General features: G+C 38.0%; 15 protein-coding genes. 10 read left to right on the top strand and 5 right to left on the bottom strand.

What is annotated here, in order from left to right; all coding sequences use genetic code 11:
• The first annotated feature begins 40 nt into the window (after window positions 1-40).
• The 3 genes from A6749_RS01840 (at window position 41) to A6749_RS01830 (ending at window position 3350) form a co-directional block, all read left to right on the top strand.
• A complete protein-coding gene (locus A6749_RS01840) occupies window positions 41-1285 on the top strand; it encodes a DHH family phosphoesterase (RefSeq protein ID WP_066384286.1) in 1245 nt (414 codons plus the stop codon).
• A 299-nt stretch (window positions 1286-1584) separates the two neighbouring features.
• Entirely contained in the window at window positions 1585-2592 is a 1008-nt protein-coding gene (locus A6749_RS01835) for an acyltransferase family protein (RefSeq protein ID WP_066384284.1), read from the top strand.
• A 302-nt stretch (window positions 2593-2894) separates the two neighbouring features.
• Window positions 2895-3350 carry a GreA/GreB family elongation factor gene (locus tag A6749_RS01830; protein ID WP_066384281.1) on the top strand — a complete coding sequence of 152 codons (456 nt, stop codon included), beginning with the start codon at window positions 2895-2897 and terminating at the stop codon, window positions 3348-3350.
• Window positions 3351-3442: 92 nt separating this feature from the next.
• On the opposite strand, the gene A6749_RS01825 is transcribed toward A6749_RS01830, so the two are convergent.
• Both A6749_RS01825 and A6749_RS01820 read right to left on the bottom strand, forming a co-directional pair.
• Window positions 3443-3964, bottom strand: coding sequence for a MerR family transcriptional regulator (locus A6749_RS01825; protein ID WP_066384279.1), 522 nt, complete (start codon window positions 3962-3964; stop codon window positions 3443-3445).
• A gap of 102 nt (window positions 3965-4066) precedes the next feature.
• On the bottom strand, window positions 4067-5014 hold the full coding sequence (locus A6749_RS01820) for a MerR family transcriptional regulator (RefSeq protein WP_066384276.1): 948 nt from the start codon (window positions 5012-5014) through the stop codon (window positions 4067-4069).
• A gap of 241 nt (window positions 5015-5255) precedes the next feature.
• Here A6749_RS01820 and A6749_RS01815 point away from each other — a divergent pair, with 241 nt between their 5' ends.
• From A6749_RS01815 to A6749_RS01795, 5 genes are all read left to right on the top strand, one after another.
• Entirely contained in the window at window positions 5256-6089 is an 834-nt protein-coding gene (locus A6749_RS01815) for an EamA family transporter (RefSeq protein WP_066384273.1), read from the top strand.
• A 92-nt stretch (window positions 6090-6181) separates the two neighbouring features.
• A complete protein-coding gene (locus tag A6749_RS01810) occupies window positions 6182-6529 on the top strand; it encodes a hypothetical protein (protein ID WP_066384271.1) in 348 nt (115 codons plus the stop codon).
• A gap of 134 nt (window positions 6530-6663) precedes the next feature.
• Window positions 6664-8169, top strand: coding sequence for an aminotransferase class V-fold PLP-dependent enzyme (locus A6749_RS01805; protein WP_066384268.1), 1506 nt, complete (start codon window positions 6664-6666; stop codon window positions 8167-8169).
• Between the two features lie 101 nt (window positions 8170-8270).
• Entirely contained in the window at window positions 8271-8534 is a 264-nt protein-coding gene (locus A6749_RS01800) for a metal-sensitive transcriptional regulator (RefSeq protein WP_066384265.1), read from the top strand.
• Window positions 8535-8965: 431 nt separating this feature from the next.
• On the top strand, window positions 8966-9457 hold the full coding sequence (locus A6749_RS01795; RefSeq protein ID WP_180321150.1) for a L,D-transpeptidase family protein: 492 nt from the start codon (window positions 8966-8968) through the stop codon (window positions 9455-9457).
• 79 nt (window positions 9458-9536) lie between these two features.
• On the opposite strand, the gene A6749_RS01790 is transcribed toward A6749_RS01795, so the two are convergent.
• Window positions 9537-10070 (bottom strand): YceI family protein, encoded by a 534-nt coding sequence (locus A6749_RS01790; RefSeq protein WP_066384258.1) that lies wholly within the window; start codon window positions 10068-10070, stop codon window positions 9537-9539.
• Between the two features lie 374 nt (window positions 10071-10444).
• Between A6749_RS01790 and helD the strand changes: the two genes are divergently transcribed.
• Complete coding sequence (gene helD, locus A6749_RS01785) at window positions 10445-12778, top strand: RNA polymerase recycling motor HelD (protein WP_066384255.1); 2334 nt, start codon at window positions 10445-10447, stop codon at window positions 12776-12778.
• A gap of 63 nt (window positions 12779-12841) precedes the next feature.
• Here helD and A6749_RS01780 read toward each other — a convergent pair whose 3' ends face one another.
• On the bottom strand, window positions 12842-12976 hold the full coding sequence (locus A6749_RS01780) for a BA3454 family stress response protein (RefSeq protein WP_066384251.1): 135 nt from the start codon (window positions 12974-12976) through the stop codon (window positions 12842-12844).
• A gap of 207 nt (window positions 12977-13183) precedes the next feature.
• Entirely contained in the window at window positions 13184-13414 is a 231-nt protein-coding gene (locus A6749_RS01775) for a hypothetical protein (RefSeq protein WP_066384249.1), read from the bottom strand.
• 270 nt (window positions 13415-13684) lie between these two features.
• On the opposite strand from A6749_RS01775, the gene asnS reads away from it, so the two are divergent.
• Window positions 13685-15076, top strand: coding sequence for an asparagine--tRNA ligase (gene asnS / locus A6749_RS01770; protein ID WP_066384244.1), 1392 nt, complete (start codon window positions 13685-13687; stop codon window positions 15074-15076).
• Window positions 15077-15088: the final 12 nt, after the last annotated feature.

Below are 15088 nucleotides of genomic sequence, written 5' to 3'. Positions count from 1 at the left end.
ACTAACTTTTATGGAAATATAATCGAATGGTGGTAAACATATGGTTAAACTATTTACTGATATTGATTTGGACGGATTGGGATGCGGGGTGATTGCGAAAATTGCCTTTGGGGAGCAAGCAAAGGTTTCATACTGTTCCTATCGTAATCTTAATCAGAGGGTAGATGCATTTATTTCAAATCATGAGAATGATAAGGAAGATACATATATTACAGATCTCGCGGTCAATATGGAAATTGAGAAGAAATTAGCTGAACGATACAATGCGGGAAAACATATTCGAGTGATTGACCATCATGTGACAGCGATGCATTTTAATCAATATGAATGGGGAAATGTGAACCCTGAATATGAAAATGGCAAAAAGACATGTGCGACCTCGTTATTTTATGATTATTTAATTGAACATGGAATGATGGAGAGAAATCAGACGCTTGAGGAATTTATTGATTTAGTACGGCAATACGATACGTGGGAATGGGATGAAAATAATAATTTGGCGGCCAAACGGTTAAATGATTTGTTTTACATTATGAACCGGGAACAGTTTGAAGAGGAAATGATAAAAAGAATTTCCGGTAATAAGGGTTCGTTTACATTTACGGACACGGAAACAATGATTCTGGATATTGAGGAGAAAAAAATCCAGCGGTATATTCAATCCAAAAGCAGACAAATGGTGCAAAGCTTTATTGGTGAATATTGTGTCGGGATTGTCCATGCCGAGCAGCACTTATCGGAGCTTGGAAATGCCTTAAATAATCTGAACCCTCACTTGGATATGATTGCTCTATTAAATGTAGGCACTAAGAAAATTGGTTTTCGCACGATTCATGATGATGTGAATGTTGCGGAGTTTGCGAAAACATATGGCGGCGGTGGACATCCCAAAGCATCCGGTGCAGATTTGAGTGCTGACGTATTTAAAGCATTCGTTGTCGATGTGTTCGATCAGCATCCGCCTAAACTGGATGCCGACCGGAATGAATTTAATGTAAAGGATTCTCTGTATGCCATTAGCTATCAAAACCATCAAAATGAAATCTCATTTATACTCCCAAAAGACGGGATATTTGAGATTGTCCATAGGGGAAAAAGGTTGGGACAGTCTTTTTCATCCTTTAATGAAGCGGAGCGGTTTATAAAAAGAAACTATGCCTCTTGGCTAAGATATGACCAAGAATACCTGCCCCAACTGGCGGCGCTATTCAAAATCTCCTTAAATGAATTAAAGGAAAATTACCAAGAGATTATAAGTAATCAATTAATGGATATCATTGGATAGAAAAAGGCTTTAGGGGTTGATTTACCCTTAAAGCTTTTTTGATTAAAGAGCCGGGGGCGAAACTTCTAATAGTTATTTTTTCATAGGAAAAAGTAATTATTATTGTAAAATTGTAAATTAGCTGCAACTAAAAGTTATTTTCCTATCATCAATTTGTAATATATTTAGGGTAAAATGATAAAAAGGGTAATTACACTTCTATTTTAGTAAGAAGGATAACATTTTGATGAACTGTGCAACAAATAATAATATAATATTACTATACCTTTTGATCGAATCCATTTACAGAGGTGAGGAAAATGGCTTCCCAATCAAGAAGGAGCAAATATTTTGATAACGCTAAATTTATCTTAATTTTTCTTGTGGTTTTTGGCCATGTGATTAGTCCGTTAAAGGAAAAAGACGGACTTCTGTTTACGTTATATACCTTCATCTATCTCTTTCACATGCCGGCGTTTATTTTTATTTCCGGTTATTTTTCAAAGGGATTTGGAAAAAAGGGGTATATCCAAAAGACGGTGAAGAAAATCTTACTGCCATATTTTATCTTCCAACTACTGTATTCTGTCTACTATTATCTCAGCGGCAAAGAGGAAACATTTCACTATGATTTATTCCAGCCCCATTGGACGATGTGGTTTTTACTCAGCTTATTCTGCTGGAATTGCATGTTGTATTTGTTTGCTAGGTTAAAATGGAAGGGTGTGGCCTTAAGCATTGTTTTAGGCATTGGAATCGGCTACATTGATCAAATCGGCAGCTTTTTAAGTTTATCAAGAACATTCGTGTTTTTCCCGTATTTCCTCATCGGTTTTTTATTAAACCAGGAACAATTAAAGAGGATTATTAAGAGCAGCTGGTCATTGCCAATTGGCATTGTGGTTATTGCTGGAACATTCCTTTATTTCAGCCTTGGCTTTCCAGAAGAAGCTGTACCATGGCTTTTAGGAGATCGTTCTTACTCCGCAATGGGGGTTGAAAACATAGCGGATGGTTTATATCGAGGAGTCCAGTATGTAATCACCATTCTTGTAGTCTTTGGATTTTTAACTTTTATACCGTCCGTTCACTTAAAACTAACGGAGATTGGTGAAAGAACCCTATATATTTATTTATTCCATGGATTTATAATAAAATCGGTTAACGCGCTTATTCCAAATAAAGGATTAAAGGTGATATCTAACCATTACCTGCTGCTTGCTTGTTTTTCCTTAATAGTCTGCGTCTTTTTGGGCAGCTATTTGGTAAAAAAATATACCAAACCCATTGTTGAACCGAATTTATCCTATAGTTTACAGGGAAATTAATACTGTGACAAAAAAGCGATTCTCGTTGAAGAATCGCTTTTTTGTCATAAGATTTTTGGGATATTGGGATTTTCCTGTATAGATATGGTAATATTATATTAAGTCTTCCAATAATTTAAGGACCCAATAATATTTCCTTTCGAGTATATGATTCAACATAAAGCTTTTCGCCAGCAGGCTAAAAGCTTATGAGTGATTGTATGCATTTGGAAGGTTCATTTTTTTTATTAAGGAGGAATTTACAATGAAAAAAGTAATGAAGTTTTGCAGAAGGTTTGATCATAGTCAGGGGGCTAACTATTATGAACCATAGTAAGGAGTTTTTTACTGAACAGTTAGCCTTTATTGAAGAAAATTTAAAGGAGTTAACAAATCTTTATATCTCATCAACTCCAATCCAGGAAAGACTGAAGCACTTTTTTAATCGATATGTTTTAGAAGTAGAGGATTTGTTAAAGCAAAATCAAAAGAACGCTTTTATCGGATTATTTCCTAAAGTTTATATTGGGACAAAGGTTACGGTCTTATATGACGATGAAAATGATACAGAAGATTATGTTATTTGTTTTCCAGAGCATTCGGACCCGGATAGAGGCTTCATTTCCTTTTTATCTCCGGTAGGAAGACAGCTTCTATTAAAGGATCTGGGAGAGAATATTTCCCTCAAGATTCCGACTGGCGAACTTCAAGTGTCCATTAAGGAGATCAGCTACTGCAGCGAGTTATTTGAAGCGGAAAAAAGGATGAAGGAGGCGTAAGCTTTGAAAGCGCTTCTTTGATTTCAATGAAAAATGACCGATCGTTTATTGACGCGCTCGGTCATTTTTATGGAAGGGTTTTGACATTTCCTTTAAAAACCAAAAAATGAGCTGACAAAATTTTTCTTCTTTCTTTTGACTTTACTGTCGTCTAATACATAAGGTTTTTCTATGGAAGGACCAGCTTTTAATGTGTTTAATTCTTGCTCGAGCAGTTCCACCTTTTTATTCAGCCCGGTTATATGGGCCTGCAAGTCTTCGATTTCTCTCCGATGCTGCAGGAGCTGATAGGAGGTAACAGAATCTGCTTTTGCATGGAGGTTTAATTCGAGCTCCTTTACCTTCGTCATTAAAAATTCGATGGTTTGTTCCTGCTCGACATTCTTAATTGTTCCTCTGCGGGATGGTTTCTTTTCCGTCACCGGGGCAATGTCCTGCAGCAGTGCACCACTCTGCAATTGCTCCTTGATATTTTTCAATAATTCAATATCCTCCTCTTTGAAAAAATAATGTCCCCGGTCATTGCGTTCCATTGGCAATCCTAGCTGCTTTACCCAGCGCTGAACAGTACTGACAGAAACCCCTAAAATAATAGCTACTTCCGTTGTATTCAAGAGTAATCCCTCCAAAGAAAAAATAACCATTGACACTTTTACGACAAATCAAATCAAGGCGAAAATTCCAATGGGATTGACGGCTTGTTTATATGTGGTAAATTATGACCAAAATTTCCACCATTTTTTCTCCTTGGCTGCGGCAACATCTCTAAAATTTGTCAGCATTTGCTGGAATGCGACCTCTCTTTGGCTAATTTCATGAAGGTATTGCTGACGTTCCTCCACAAAGAATTCCCGGTCAAGTGAAATTGCTTCTGTCAGACCCGATAATTCGTTGTTTGTGTAATCGATCGTATGTGATAGATTATTTGTCGTTTCCGATAATTGCTTTGATAAAGTCGCAATCTCATCCGCTGTTTCAATCGAGACATTCTTTATGCTGTTGGAAAGATACTGCAATTTATCAGCTGTTTCCTCTGATGCTTTTTCAACAGTTTCTGATAGCCCTTCAATCTCCGCTTTTGTATTAGCCGTTGATTTGTAAATCGAATCGGTAAGAGTTTTGACGGTGGTGTATGTTCCCTTATTGATTTCTTTCTTCATTTCTTCGATTAGTTCTTTCCGGACCACAGTGCGGATTTCTTCCTTTACTTCATTGATGAAGTTGTTTTTAAAGGTATCAACTGCTTCTAGAAAAAGACTGGCATTCAGATTAGGTTCTTCATTTGCCGGCGCAGTGGTGATGGCTTCTGCTGCAATAACTTCCACAGAAACATCTGTTGTTTCCGCTGTGACATCCGTTGTTTGCGTGTTTTCTATCGGCTTGATTGCTTCTACTTTATCTGTATTCAACATTTCGGGTTCTGCCTCACGTTCCGACTCATGTAATTGTTGTAAGTTTGTTCGGATCATCTCTTTACTTAATTTTTGGCAGTACATTTCTTTGATTTCCTGCAAAAGCTCTATTTCCGTATCTGTATAAATACGTGCCCCCTGTTTTGAACGGGGAATCTCTAAATACTCATTTAATTCCTTCTCCCATTGGCGGATAATCCCTGGTGCAATATTTATTTTTTTTGCCACTTCTTTTAATGTATAGGTCTTCATCAAACTCCATTCCTTTCTATATCTATCTAGGAAAAAATTTGTCTATGTGTATGTAATTCACCATGTGGTATCCAATTTTCCTGCCCCATGACAAAAGCTATCAAAACAAGACTTGAAGGTAGAAATACCAACATATTTTGCAAAAAATCCGCGAACAATATAATTTTTTGAAAATATTATTGAGAATTGTAGAAAAGAGGTTTAATATGTGTATTGTAATATAACAGAAAGAAGGATCATCATGTGGATTGCAGCTGCGTTTGTAACGATGGTATGCTTTGGTGCAAATAATTCGATTTTTAAGTGGAGTACAGGGAACGGATATTCAAAGGTTCATATTCAGCTTTACTTTTATTTCACGGCATTTATCTTAACAATCGGTTTTGGGATTATTAAAGGAGTTCATCTTGGGCTTTCTGCCATTTTACTGGGAGCCATCATCGGCATATTGAATGCAAATGGGAATATTCAAATGTCGAAAGCATTTGAAAATGGTCCGGCCAGCTTAACATCACCAATCATTGGAACGAATGCCATTTTTCCAATCTTGACTGCGGGCATCATTTTCAATGAGCATATTACCGTTTTGCAGTGGGTAGGCATTGTATTCATGCTGGGGTCGGCTATTACCATCCAATATTCTCCCGCAGCGAATCGTATTATTAACTACCGGCCATGGATGATTCGGGTCATTCTATCAATCATGTCCTTTGGACTGCTCGGAATATTGATGAAAACATCTTCGTTTTTCCATATTGGTTCTCTGGAAATTTTGATCGCTATGTACGGCGGTGGAACTCTTTATTTAGGGATTTGCAGTTTGACGATTAAGGAAAAATGGCAGAAATCAGAAGCGAATGTCGGTTCCATTGTCGGATTAATCAGCTTTTTTGGCTACAGCAGCTATTTCTATGCGCTGCAAACTGGGACAGCCAGTATCGTTTTTCCGATTGTTAGTTTAAACTGCTTAGTGGTTGTACTTGCAGGCCTGCTATTTTTCAAAGAAAAGTTAAAGTCCTATCAGCTGGTAGGAGTATTTACTGCGTTGCTGGGCATTATTTTTACCAAATTATAATCTATGAAAAAACTTTGTAATCTATGAGAAACTTCTATGTAAACTATTAACGCTATAATAGACTAATACTAACTATGGCGGCGGGGGTTAATATGGAAGATACAATCGTAAAATCCTATCTTCAAAAATCACTAGAAGATTGGAGAAATGATATATTACTGGTTCTCGATGAAATTGAAAAAGAATATGAGGAAGTCGCACAGGAATTAAAGGTCTATTCCTACAAATATGGAATCACCAAGCAAGTGATCCAATCGACCGTAAACGAAGAAATTATTGAAAAGATACGGCAAATGTACCATAAACCATTTGAGGAAAATTATAATCAATTAAAGGAATACATAAAGGACCTAGAGGAGAAAAAGCGGGTCTTCCAAATGTTTATTCAAAAAATCGATGAAGTGACCAAAAAAGAATCAGCTAAGGTCACGACGTATTAATAAGAGAATGGCGCCCAAATTATTTGGGCGTCTTTATTTGTACTCGAAGCCATTTTTTTATCTATCGTTTTACCACTGAAAAGGTTTGTGCATATATTGATAAGCAGAACAAGTAAGTGGAGGAGGCATTGGACATGATTACCGCGAATCTTGGCAGTAAAACGTTTCGGATTCCGGAAAACCTTGAGCACTATTTTCAACAATTTCGTTCGGAGACCATCGGAATGGATCAAGAATTTGATTCGCCCTATGGGAAAAAGAAAATTTTGTATGCGGATTGGACGGCTAGCGGGCGGCTCTACCGGCCAATTGAACAAAAAATGTCTGAAGTGTTTGGACCATATATGGCCAATACGCATACAGAATCGAATGTTACAAGCCTAATGATGACGGGAATGTATAAACATTCAAAGGAAATTATTAAGGAGCATGTGAATGCTGGCCCGAATGATGTAGTGATTCTAGACGGTTTTGGGATGACATCTGTTATCAATAAATTTCAACGGATATTAGGGCTAAGGGTACATGAACGGTGGAAAGCCCGGCTTAAGCTGCCAGAACGTGAGAGACCAATTGTTTTTTTGACACATTTAGAACATCATTCGAATCAAACATCATGGCTAGAGACGGCTTCGGATGTTGAAGTCATTAATCCTGATGCGAATGGCGGTGTTGATATTAGCCATTTAAAACAATTACTGCGTCGGTATAAAAAGCGAAAGTGGAAAATAGGTTCGTTTTCCGCCTGTTCAAATGTCACTGGCATTCTAACTCCTTATCATCAATTAGCCAAAATCATGCATCAGCATGGAGGAAGTTGTTTTGTCGACTTTGCCGCATCTGCCCCATATGTCAAAATTAATATGCACCCGAAAGACCCATTGGAAAAGCTAGATGCGGTCTTTTTCTCTCCCCATAAGTTCTTAGGCGGCCCGGGAACAAGCGGAGTTTTAATATTTGATTCGAGATTATATTCCAATAAAGTCCCTGATCATCCCGGCGGAGGAACGGTTACTTGGACGAACCCGTGGGGCGGGCATCATTATTATAATGAGATTGAACTGCGGGAAGACGGGGGCACACCGGGGATCCTTCAGGCGATTCGAACAGCGCTTTGTATCAATTTAAAAGAGCAAATGGGGATTGACAATATTCTAAACCGGGAAAAAGAGCAATTAGCACTTTTGTTTCCCAAGTTGGAAGAAGTCCCAGGACTGCGAATCATGGAAGGCCATGTGAAAAATCGCCTTGGGATTATTTCCTTTACGATGGAAAATATCCATTATAATTTAATTGTCCGGCTCCTGAATGATCGCTATGGTATTCAAGTAAGGGGCGGCTGTTCATGTGCCGGAACCTATGGCCATTATTTGTTTAATATTGATAAAAGTTCTTCGAAACAAATTACTGATAAAATTAATCAAGGTGATTTGTCAACAAAACCAGGCTGGGTCCGCTATTCACTCCACCCGATCATGACAAACAAAGAAATATCCTTGTTTGCACAAGCGTTAAAGGAAATTGCACTTAATATTGATGAATGGAAAAAAGATTACAAATATGATACGGCGAGTAATGATTATTTTTATAACCATTTTGTTAGAGAGGATTTAACGCCACTATTTAGAATGGAGGATTAAAAATTGGTTATGTTTAACCAATTTTTGCACCTTGACATACCACAACCCGTATGTGTAAATAATAGTATAATACAAGCTGACATTTTTTTGAGGTGAATGACATGATATATAATGATAAATCGATTAACCGGCTAAAACGGGTTGAAGGGCAGATTAAAGGGATCTTACGGATGATTGAAGAAGGGAAGGACTGCAAAGAGGTCATTACCCAGCTTTCCGCCGCCAGATCAGCAATCGATCGCACGATTGCGGTAATTGTGAGCTCAAATTTAGAGCAATGCATTCGTGATTCATACGAATCAGGTGAAATTGATTCCTCTAAATTGGTGGAAGAGGCAGTGAATTTACTGGTGAAGAGCAGATAACGGTTTTAATGAACACGAATTCGAGGGAAAATGTATGAGAAGTGCACATAGAGGGTCTCAATGAACACGGAACGGTTTGAAAAAGCTTGTGAAGTGCACATAGAGGGTCTCAATGAACACAAAATCGATGGAAAACGCTCGGTAAGTGCACATAGAGGATCTCAATGAACATGAAACCGATTGAAAAAGCTTGTGAAGTGCACATAGAGGGTCTCAATGAACACTAAATCGATGGAAAAAGCTCGGTAAGTGCACATAGAGGGCCACAATGAACACGAAACCGTAGAAAAGATGAACTGAAGTGTACATTGATGATCTCAATGAGCATCTGAGATTAAAGAATTCGCATTTTTGTGTTAGAGAGAGCTTTTTAAAGAAGCAATGTCAACGTTTAACTTTCAGGGCATATGCTAGTGAAAAAAGGTGTGACCCTGATGATTCATATCGTGAAACCCGGTGAAACGCTATCTTCCATATCAGCTGATTATCGGGTTAGCTTGAACCGCCTTCATGCTGCTAACCCGGGAATCGGTCATTTGCACGCGGGCCAAAGAATTCAGATACCAGGCCTTCCAGAGCCGAATACAATTCCGTATTCTATTCAAGTTTCTATTAGTAAAAGAAGATTGACACTTTACCACAATGGGAAGCTGACAAAGATTTTTCCGATAGCAGTCGGAAAGATGCTGACAAGAACACCGCCGGGAGAATATGTGATTGTCAATCGTCAAATAAATCCAGGAGGGCCTTTCGGGGTCATGTGGCTTAGTCTTTCGAAACAAGGCTACGGGATTCATGGTACGAACGATCCAAGCTCGATTGGTAAAGCGGTTTCCCACGGCTGCATCAGAATGTACAATCGAGATGTGCTCCAGCTATCAGGTATGGTCCCGAATGGTACAAGAGTTGTTATTCAGCAATAAATTTAGGAAGTATCGTCCAGTAGCGGGACGATGAATTAACAAAAGAGACTGCGAACCGAATCGCAGCCTCTTTTTCTTATTACTCGGCTTTAGCAGCTTGAATTTGTAAATTAATTTTTACCTTATCACCAACCAATACGCCGCCAGTTTCAAGAGCAGCATTCCATACTAAACCGTAGTCTGAGCGGTTAAGTGAACCTTCTGCACTGAAACCAACCTTTTCATTACCCCAAGGGTCTTTTCCTGAACCTTCAAAGGTAACTGCGAATGTTTCCTGCTTGGTTACGCCGCGTAATGTTAAATCACCAGTTACATCATATTCGCCTTCGCCTGTTTTAACAATGTTTGTTGCCTTAAAAGTCATATTAGGATGATTTTCAGCATCAAAGAAATCTGCGGAAACTAAGTGACCGTCACGGTCTTTGTTGCGAGTGTCAACGCTTCCTGTTTCTACTGAGAATTCAATTTTTGCTGTAGTTAAATCAGCTGGATCTGCTTCAATTACAGCGGAAAAGTTTTCGAAAGAACCTTTCACGTTTGCGATCATCATGTGACGTACAGAAAAATCTACACTGCTGTGTGCTGCATCAAGAGCCCATTTTGTATTTGTCATTTTGTTTCTCCTCCAATGAAATTATTTCGAGATTATTTATCTCGAATTTAAAATAACTTAATTCAAGATAAATTATAAAAGCGAATGCATTTAATGTCAATTGTTTTTTAATTCTCAATAAATTTTTTAAATAAAACAGAATTTAAAAATAGAGGGTCTGGAATGGAAGTGGGGAAAAAAGGCATAATAAAAAACGCCTTATGCAGGCGTCGTCGTCATATATATAGTCTTGAAAATAAAAAGATGTCATGTTAAAATAACATTTGGCATATATGTTAATGTTAATAAAATTTATAATTATCCTATATTAACATTAACATAATTATTTGTGGTTGTCAACAGAATGAGCCAAATTTTATTATGGGAGTGGTTGCATGAGTGAGCTGCAAAACAAGGACTGGCAATTGGAGCAGGAAAGGGTCCATTCGGTTGCGGGCGAAATTGACAAAACCATCAATAAGCTTAAAAAGAATACCGGCAGTGTAAGTTCTGATGTCCTCGAGCTGCGAAAAACCTTTTGGGAGGATGTTACCGTCAATCTGGATGAACCTGATGATGTGATAGAGACTGCTGCGAGTATAAAACAGCAGGCAGAATTGCTTTCAGAAAGAGAACGAACCCATAAACAATTGGACCAGAAGCTTAATACGCTGGAACGTTTAAAATACTCTCCTTACTTTGGGCGGATTGATTTTTTAGAGGAAGGAGAAAAAACAGTTGATCGTGTGTATTTAGGGATTGCCTCTTTTATGGATCAGCAGGATGAAAATTTTCTCGTATATGACTGGCGGGCGCCGATTTCCAGTCTTTATTACGATTATTCACCGGGACCGGCACAATACCAGACTCCAGAAGGATTCATCCAGGGAGAAATGCAATTAAAACGTCAATTTATTATAAAGGCAGCAAAAATAAAAGGGATGTTCGATACTGGTGTTACCATCGGTGATGAAATGCTTCAGGAGGTGCTTGGGAATAATGCCAGCACACAAATGAAAAGTATTGTTGCCACCATTCAGCGTGAACAAAACGCTATCATTCGTAATGAAAAAAATAATCTTCTAATTGTTCAAGGGGTGGCAGGAAGCGGGAAAACATCAGCAGCATTGCAGCGTGTCGCTTTTTTACTATACCGCTACCGCGGAACGATTACGTCAGAAAATATCATGCTTTTTTCGCCAAACCCTTTATTTAATAGTTATGTTGCAACTGTACTGCCTGAGCTCGGTGAAGAGAATATGCAGCAAACCACCTTTCAGGAATTTTTATATCAACGAATCGGGAAGAATTTTACCGTTGAGGATCCATTTAACCAAATGGAATATTTACTTAATGAAGAAAATGACCCAGATTATCAGACGAGGCTTAATGGAATTCGTTATAAAGCAAGCCTTGATTTTAAAAAAATGATTGATCAATATAGTATCGAATTATCCACCAAAGGACTTATATTTAGAGATTTAAAATTTAGAGGAGATCCTCTCATCTCTAAACGAGACATTCATCAATATTTTTATTCGTTAGACAGAAATATCAGTATACCTAACCGCATGCTGCTAGTGAAGGAATGGCTTTTGCGGGAGCTTAAGAGGGCGATGAAACGGGAGCGTTCACGAAGCTGGGTAGAGGAGGAATTGCAGTTTCTAGAGAAGGAAGACTATATGGAGGCCTTTAAACAGCTGCAGCAGAAGCAAAAGTTTTCGGATGATACATTTGATGATTTTGACCGCGAACAAAGGCTGCTCGCGGAAATGGTGGTCAAACAAAAGTTTAGACCGCTATTTTCAATCGTAAAGCAGTTGAAATTTATTGATATGCCAAATATTTATTTACAATTATTTAATAGAGTTCAAGAGGGTGCCTGCGGTCTGCCGGCTGATTGGAACGAAATTTACAGGTTAACGGAGAAGCGATTTGCTGATATGGTGATGTCATACGAAGATACGGCACCTTATGTTTATTTGCAGGATTTACTTGAAGGGCGAAAGTCTAGTACAGCTATCCGTCACATCTTCATTGATGAAGCCCAAGATTATTCGCCATTTCAATTTGCCTTTATTCGCAGGCTTTTTCCTTACAGCAAAATGACGCTGCTTGGCGACTTTAATCAAGCCATTTTTTCCGGGGTTACTGAAGCGGAAACAGTGTTAAATCAGATTGTTGCAGCAGGGGAAGATACAGCGGCGTTTAACCTCACAAAGACATACCGCTCGACTAAAGAAATTGTCGAGTATACTAAAGCGCTTATTCCCGGCGGTGATCAAATTGAACCATTTAACCGTAAAGGTAACAAACCTGTAGTGACATTTGTGAACAAGAATACGCTAATAAATGCTATTATTGAAAAATTAAACGATTTGCAGGAGGCTGGACATCGAACAATTGCCATTATCTGCCGTACATCAGAGGAAAGTAAACAAGCTTATGAAGCGTTAAATAAAGAGGTATCACTTCATTTGATTGAAAAAGGAACAATTATTTATGAAAAAGGGACTAATGTTGTTCCGTCATATTTAGCGAAAGGAATTGAATTTGATGCCGTCATTTTGTATGATCTCTCCCAATACAATAGGGAAAGTGAGCGGAAATTATTTTATACTGTATGTACCAGGGCAATGCATGAACTTCATATGATGGCGACGAATGGCATAAGTCCGCTTATGGAGAAGATTCCTAAAGAAACATATATGATTGAAAACAAAAGGTAAAATAAAAAGCTATATGTTGCATTTTTTGCAGCATACAGCTTTTTTATGTTTTTCCTGTATTAATTATTTTTTCCATTGCTTTTCAACTTGTTCGAGGGCAAGGCGCATGATTTCTTCGTCAGAGGTATTTCGATCCGCAATTACATTAGTCAAATAGCTTTTTCCTTCAAACATAATGGTTACTTCGATTTGCATCATGATAATCACCTTTCTTTATTAAATAATTTTATTGTAAAATAAATGCATGTTAGGAAACTTGAAAAATGGTTAATGATTTCTGTGAGAGTATAATCTGATGTTTAAGGAAGTGTCGAAAAAGGAGTTTATATATTGTATCAAAACAGCCTCTGAAATAGAAGTAAAAACATTCTTGTTGGAAAGAAAAAACTTCCAATTAGGAAGTTGTCAGACTTCTATAGACATATATTCTTCGGCAAAAAGCTGCACTTGATTTTTATCAATTTTGTTCTTTTTCAACATGGATTCGGAGATGATGATCAAGGTTTTTACAGCATCATTGCGTTTTAATTCTCGAATCGATACATCTCCATTTAGCAATTGAATGGCCTTCTCCTGTATGTCTTGATTCTTTGAAGATTTGTAAAGAAGATAGGCAATACAAGTAATTTTGTCCACATTACCACTCCTTATGAATCTAGAATCGCTTTTATGATTTAATTCGACCGACGTCACTGAATATCCTTCTATTTTTCTGAAAATTTTTTAAAATAAGTGCATACTAGGAAGATTTGTTGAATATTGCTTATTTGTTAGGATTTTTATATAATATGGAAGGGATCATAGACGGACGGCAAATACAAAAAAGCACCTTTCGTCCCAAATGAGGGATGAGAGGTTTTTTGTTTACCTGCTGCCGTTATATATAGGATTTAGGAGTGAAACATAATGAAACAAACCTTAATCAAAAATTTATACCGTCATACAGAAAACTTCATTGACCAAAAAGTACAAATTTCCGGCTGGATTCGTACCATCCGCGATTCAAAAACATTTGGTTTTATTGAACTGAATGATGGAAGCTTTTTCAAGGGTGTTCAAATTGTTTTTGATGATCAGTTAGAAAATTATAAGGAAATTGCCAAACTGCCAATCAGTTCATCGCTTAAAGTAGAAGGGGACTTCATACATACACCAGAAGCAAAGCAGCCATTTGAAATAAAAGCAACGAAGATTGATCTTGAAGGTTCCTCGAATGTGGATTATCCTCTTCAAAAGAAAAGACACACATTTGAGTATTTAAGAACAATTGCTCACTTACGTCCTAGAACGAATACGTTTAATGCCGTTTTCCGGGTACGCTCGATTGCAGCGTATGCCATTCATAAGTTTTTCCAAGAGCAGGGTTTTGTCTATGTTCAATCTCCTATTATCACCGGGAGTGATACCGAGGGAGCAGGCGAAATGTTCCGAGTCACTACTTTAGATATGGACAATCTGCCAAAAAATGAAGAAGGAAAAACGGATTCTTCGAAAGACTTCTTTGGGAGAGAAACGAATTTAACGGTTAGCGGCCAGCTTTCTGCTGAAGCGTTTGCCTTGGCTTTCCGCAATGTTTATACATTTGGTCCAACCTTCAGGGCGGAAAACTCCAATACTGCTAGACATGCTGCGGAATTCTGGATGATGGAACCAGAAATGGCATTTGCTGAACTGCCGGATATTATGGATAACACGGAAGAAATGGTGAAATTTGTTATCAACTATGTGTTAGAGCATGCTCCTGAAGAAATGAATTTCTTTAATAGTTTCGTGGAAAAAGGATTATTGGACCGTTTGGAAAACGCACGTACTGCAGATTTTGGGCGTGTGACGTATACGGAAGCCATTGAACTATTAAAAGAGTCAGGTGAGGATTTTGGTTATCCGATTGAATGGGGATTAGACCTTCAAACTGAACATGAGCGCTACTTATGCGAAAAAGTATTCAAAAAACCGGTGTTCGTAACAGATTATCCAAAAGAAATCAAAGCATTCTACATGCGATTAAATGATGACCAGAAAACGGTTGCCGCAACCGACCTGCTAGTACCAGGCATTGGAGAATTAGTCGGAGGCAGTCAGCGGGAAGAACGTGAAGAAGTATTAACTGCGAAAATTAAAGAGCTTGGTATGAATGAAGAGGATTATTGGTGGTACCTGGAATTAAGAAAATACGGCGGCACGAAGCATGCGGGATACGGTCTTGGATTTGAGCGCCTGATCATGTATTTAACAGGTATGACCAACATTAGAGATGTCATCCCGTTCCCAAGAACACCAGGTAATGCAGAATTTTAATAGTAGAAAAGC

The sequence above is a fragment of the Neobacillus mesonae genome, assembly GCF_001636315.1.
GTDB classification, from domain to species: Bacteria; Bacillota; Bacilli; order Bacillales; family Cytobacillaceae; genus Neobacillus; species Neobacillus mesonae.
Note: the sequence above shows the minus strand (reverse complement) of the source record. Positions and strands in the feature narration are given on the sequence as shown.

Bases quoted from the DNA above. Each gene is read 5' to 3' on its own strand.
- A6749_RS01840 (WP_066384286.1), top strand. From the start codon at position 41: ATGGTTAAACTATTTACTGATATTGATTTGGACGGATTGGGATGCGGG.
- A6749_RS01835 (WP_066384284.1), top strand. From the start codon at position 1,585: ATGGCTTCCCAATCAAGAAGGAGCAAATATTTTGATAACGCTAAATTT.
- A6749_RS01830 (WP_066384281.1), top strand. From the start codon at position 2,895: ATGAACCATAGTAAGGAGTTTTTTACTGAACAGTTAGCCTTTATTGAA.
- A6749_RS01820 (WP_066384276.1), bottom strand. From the start codon at position 5,014: ATGAAGACCTATACATTAAAAGAAGTGGCAAAAAAAATAAATATTGCA.
- A6749_RS01815 (WP_066384273.1), top strand. From the start codon at position 5,256: ATGTGGATTGCAGCTGCGTTTGTAACGATGGTATGCTTTGGTGCAAAT.
- A6749_RS01810 (WP_066384271.1), top strand. From the start codon at position 6,182: ATGGAAGATACAATCGTAAAATCCTATCTTCAAAAATCACTAGAAGAT.
- A6749_RS01805 (WP_066384268.1), top strand. From the start codon at position 6,664: ATGATTACCGCGAATCTTGGCAGTAAAACGTTTCGGATTCCGGAAAAC.
- A6749_RS01800 (WP_066384265.1), top strand. From the start codon at position 8,271: ATGATATATAATGATAAATCGATTAACCGGCTAAAACGGGTTGAAGGG.
- A6749_RS01790 (WP_066384258.1), bottom strand. From the start codon at position 10,070: ATGACAAATACAAAATGGGCTCTTGATGCAGCACACAGCAGTGTAGAT.
- helD (WP_066384255.1), top strand. From the start codon at position 10,445: ATGAGTGAGCTGCAAAACAAGGACTGGCAATTGGAGCAGGAAAGGGTC.
- A6749_RS01780 (WP_066384251.1), bottom strand. From the start codon at position 12,976: ATGATGCAAATCGAAGTAACCATTATGTTTGAAGGAAAAAGCTATTTG.
- asnS (WP_066384244.1), top strand. From the start codon at position 13,685: ATGAAACAAACCTTAATCAAAAATTTATACCGTCATACAGAAAACTTC.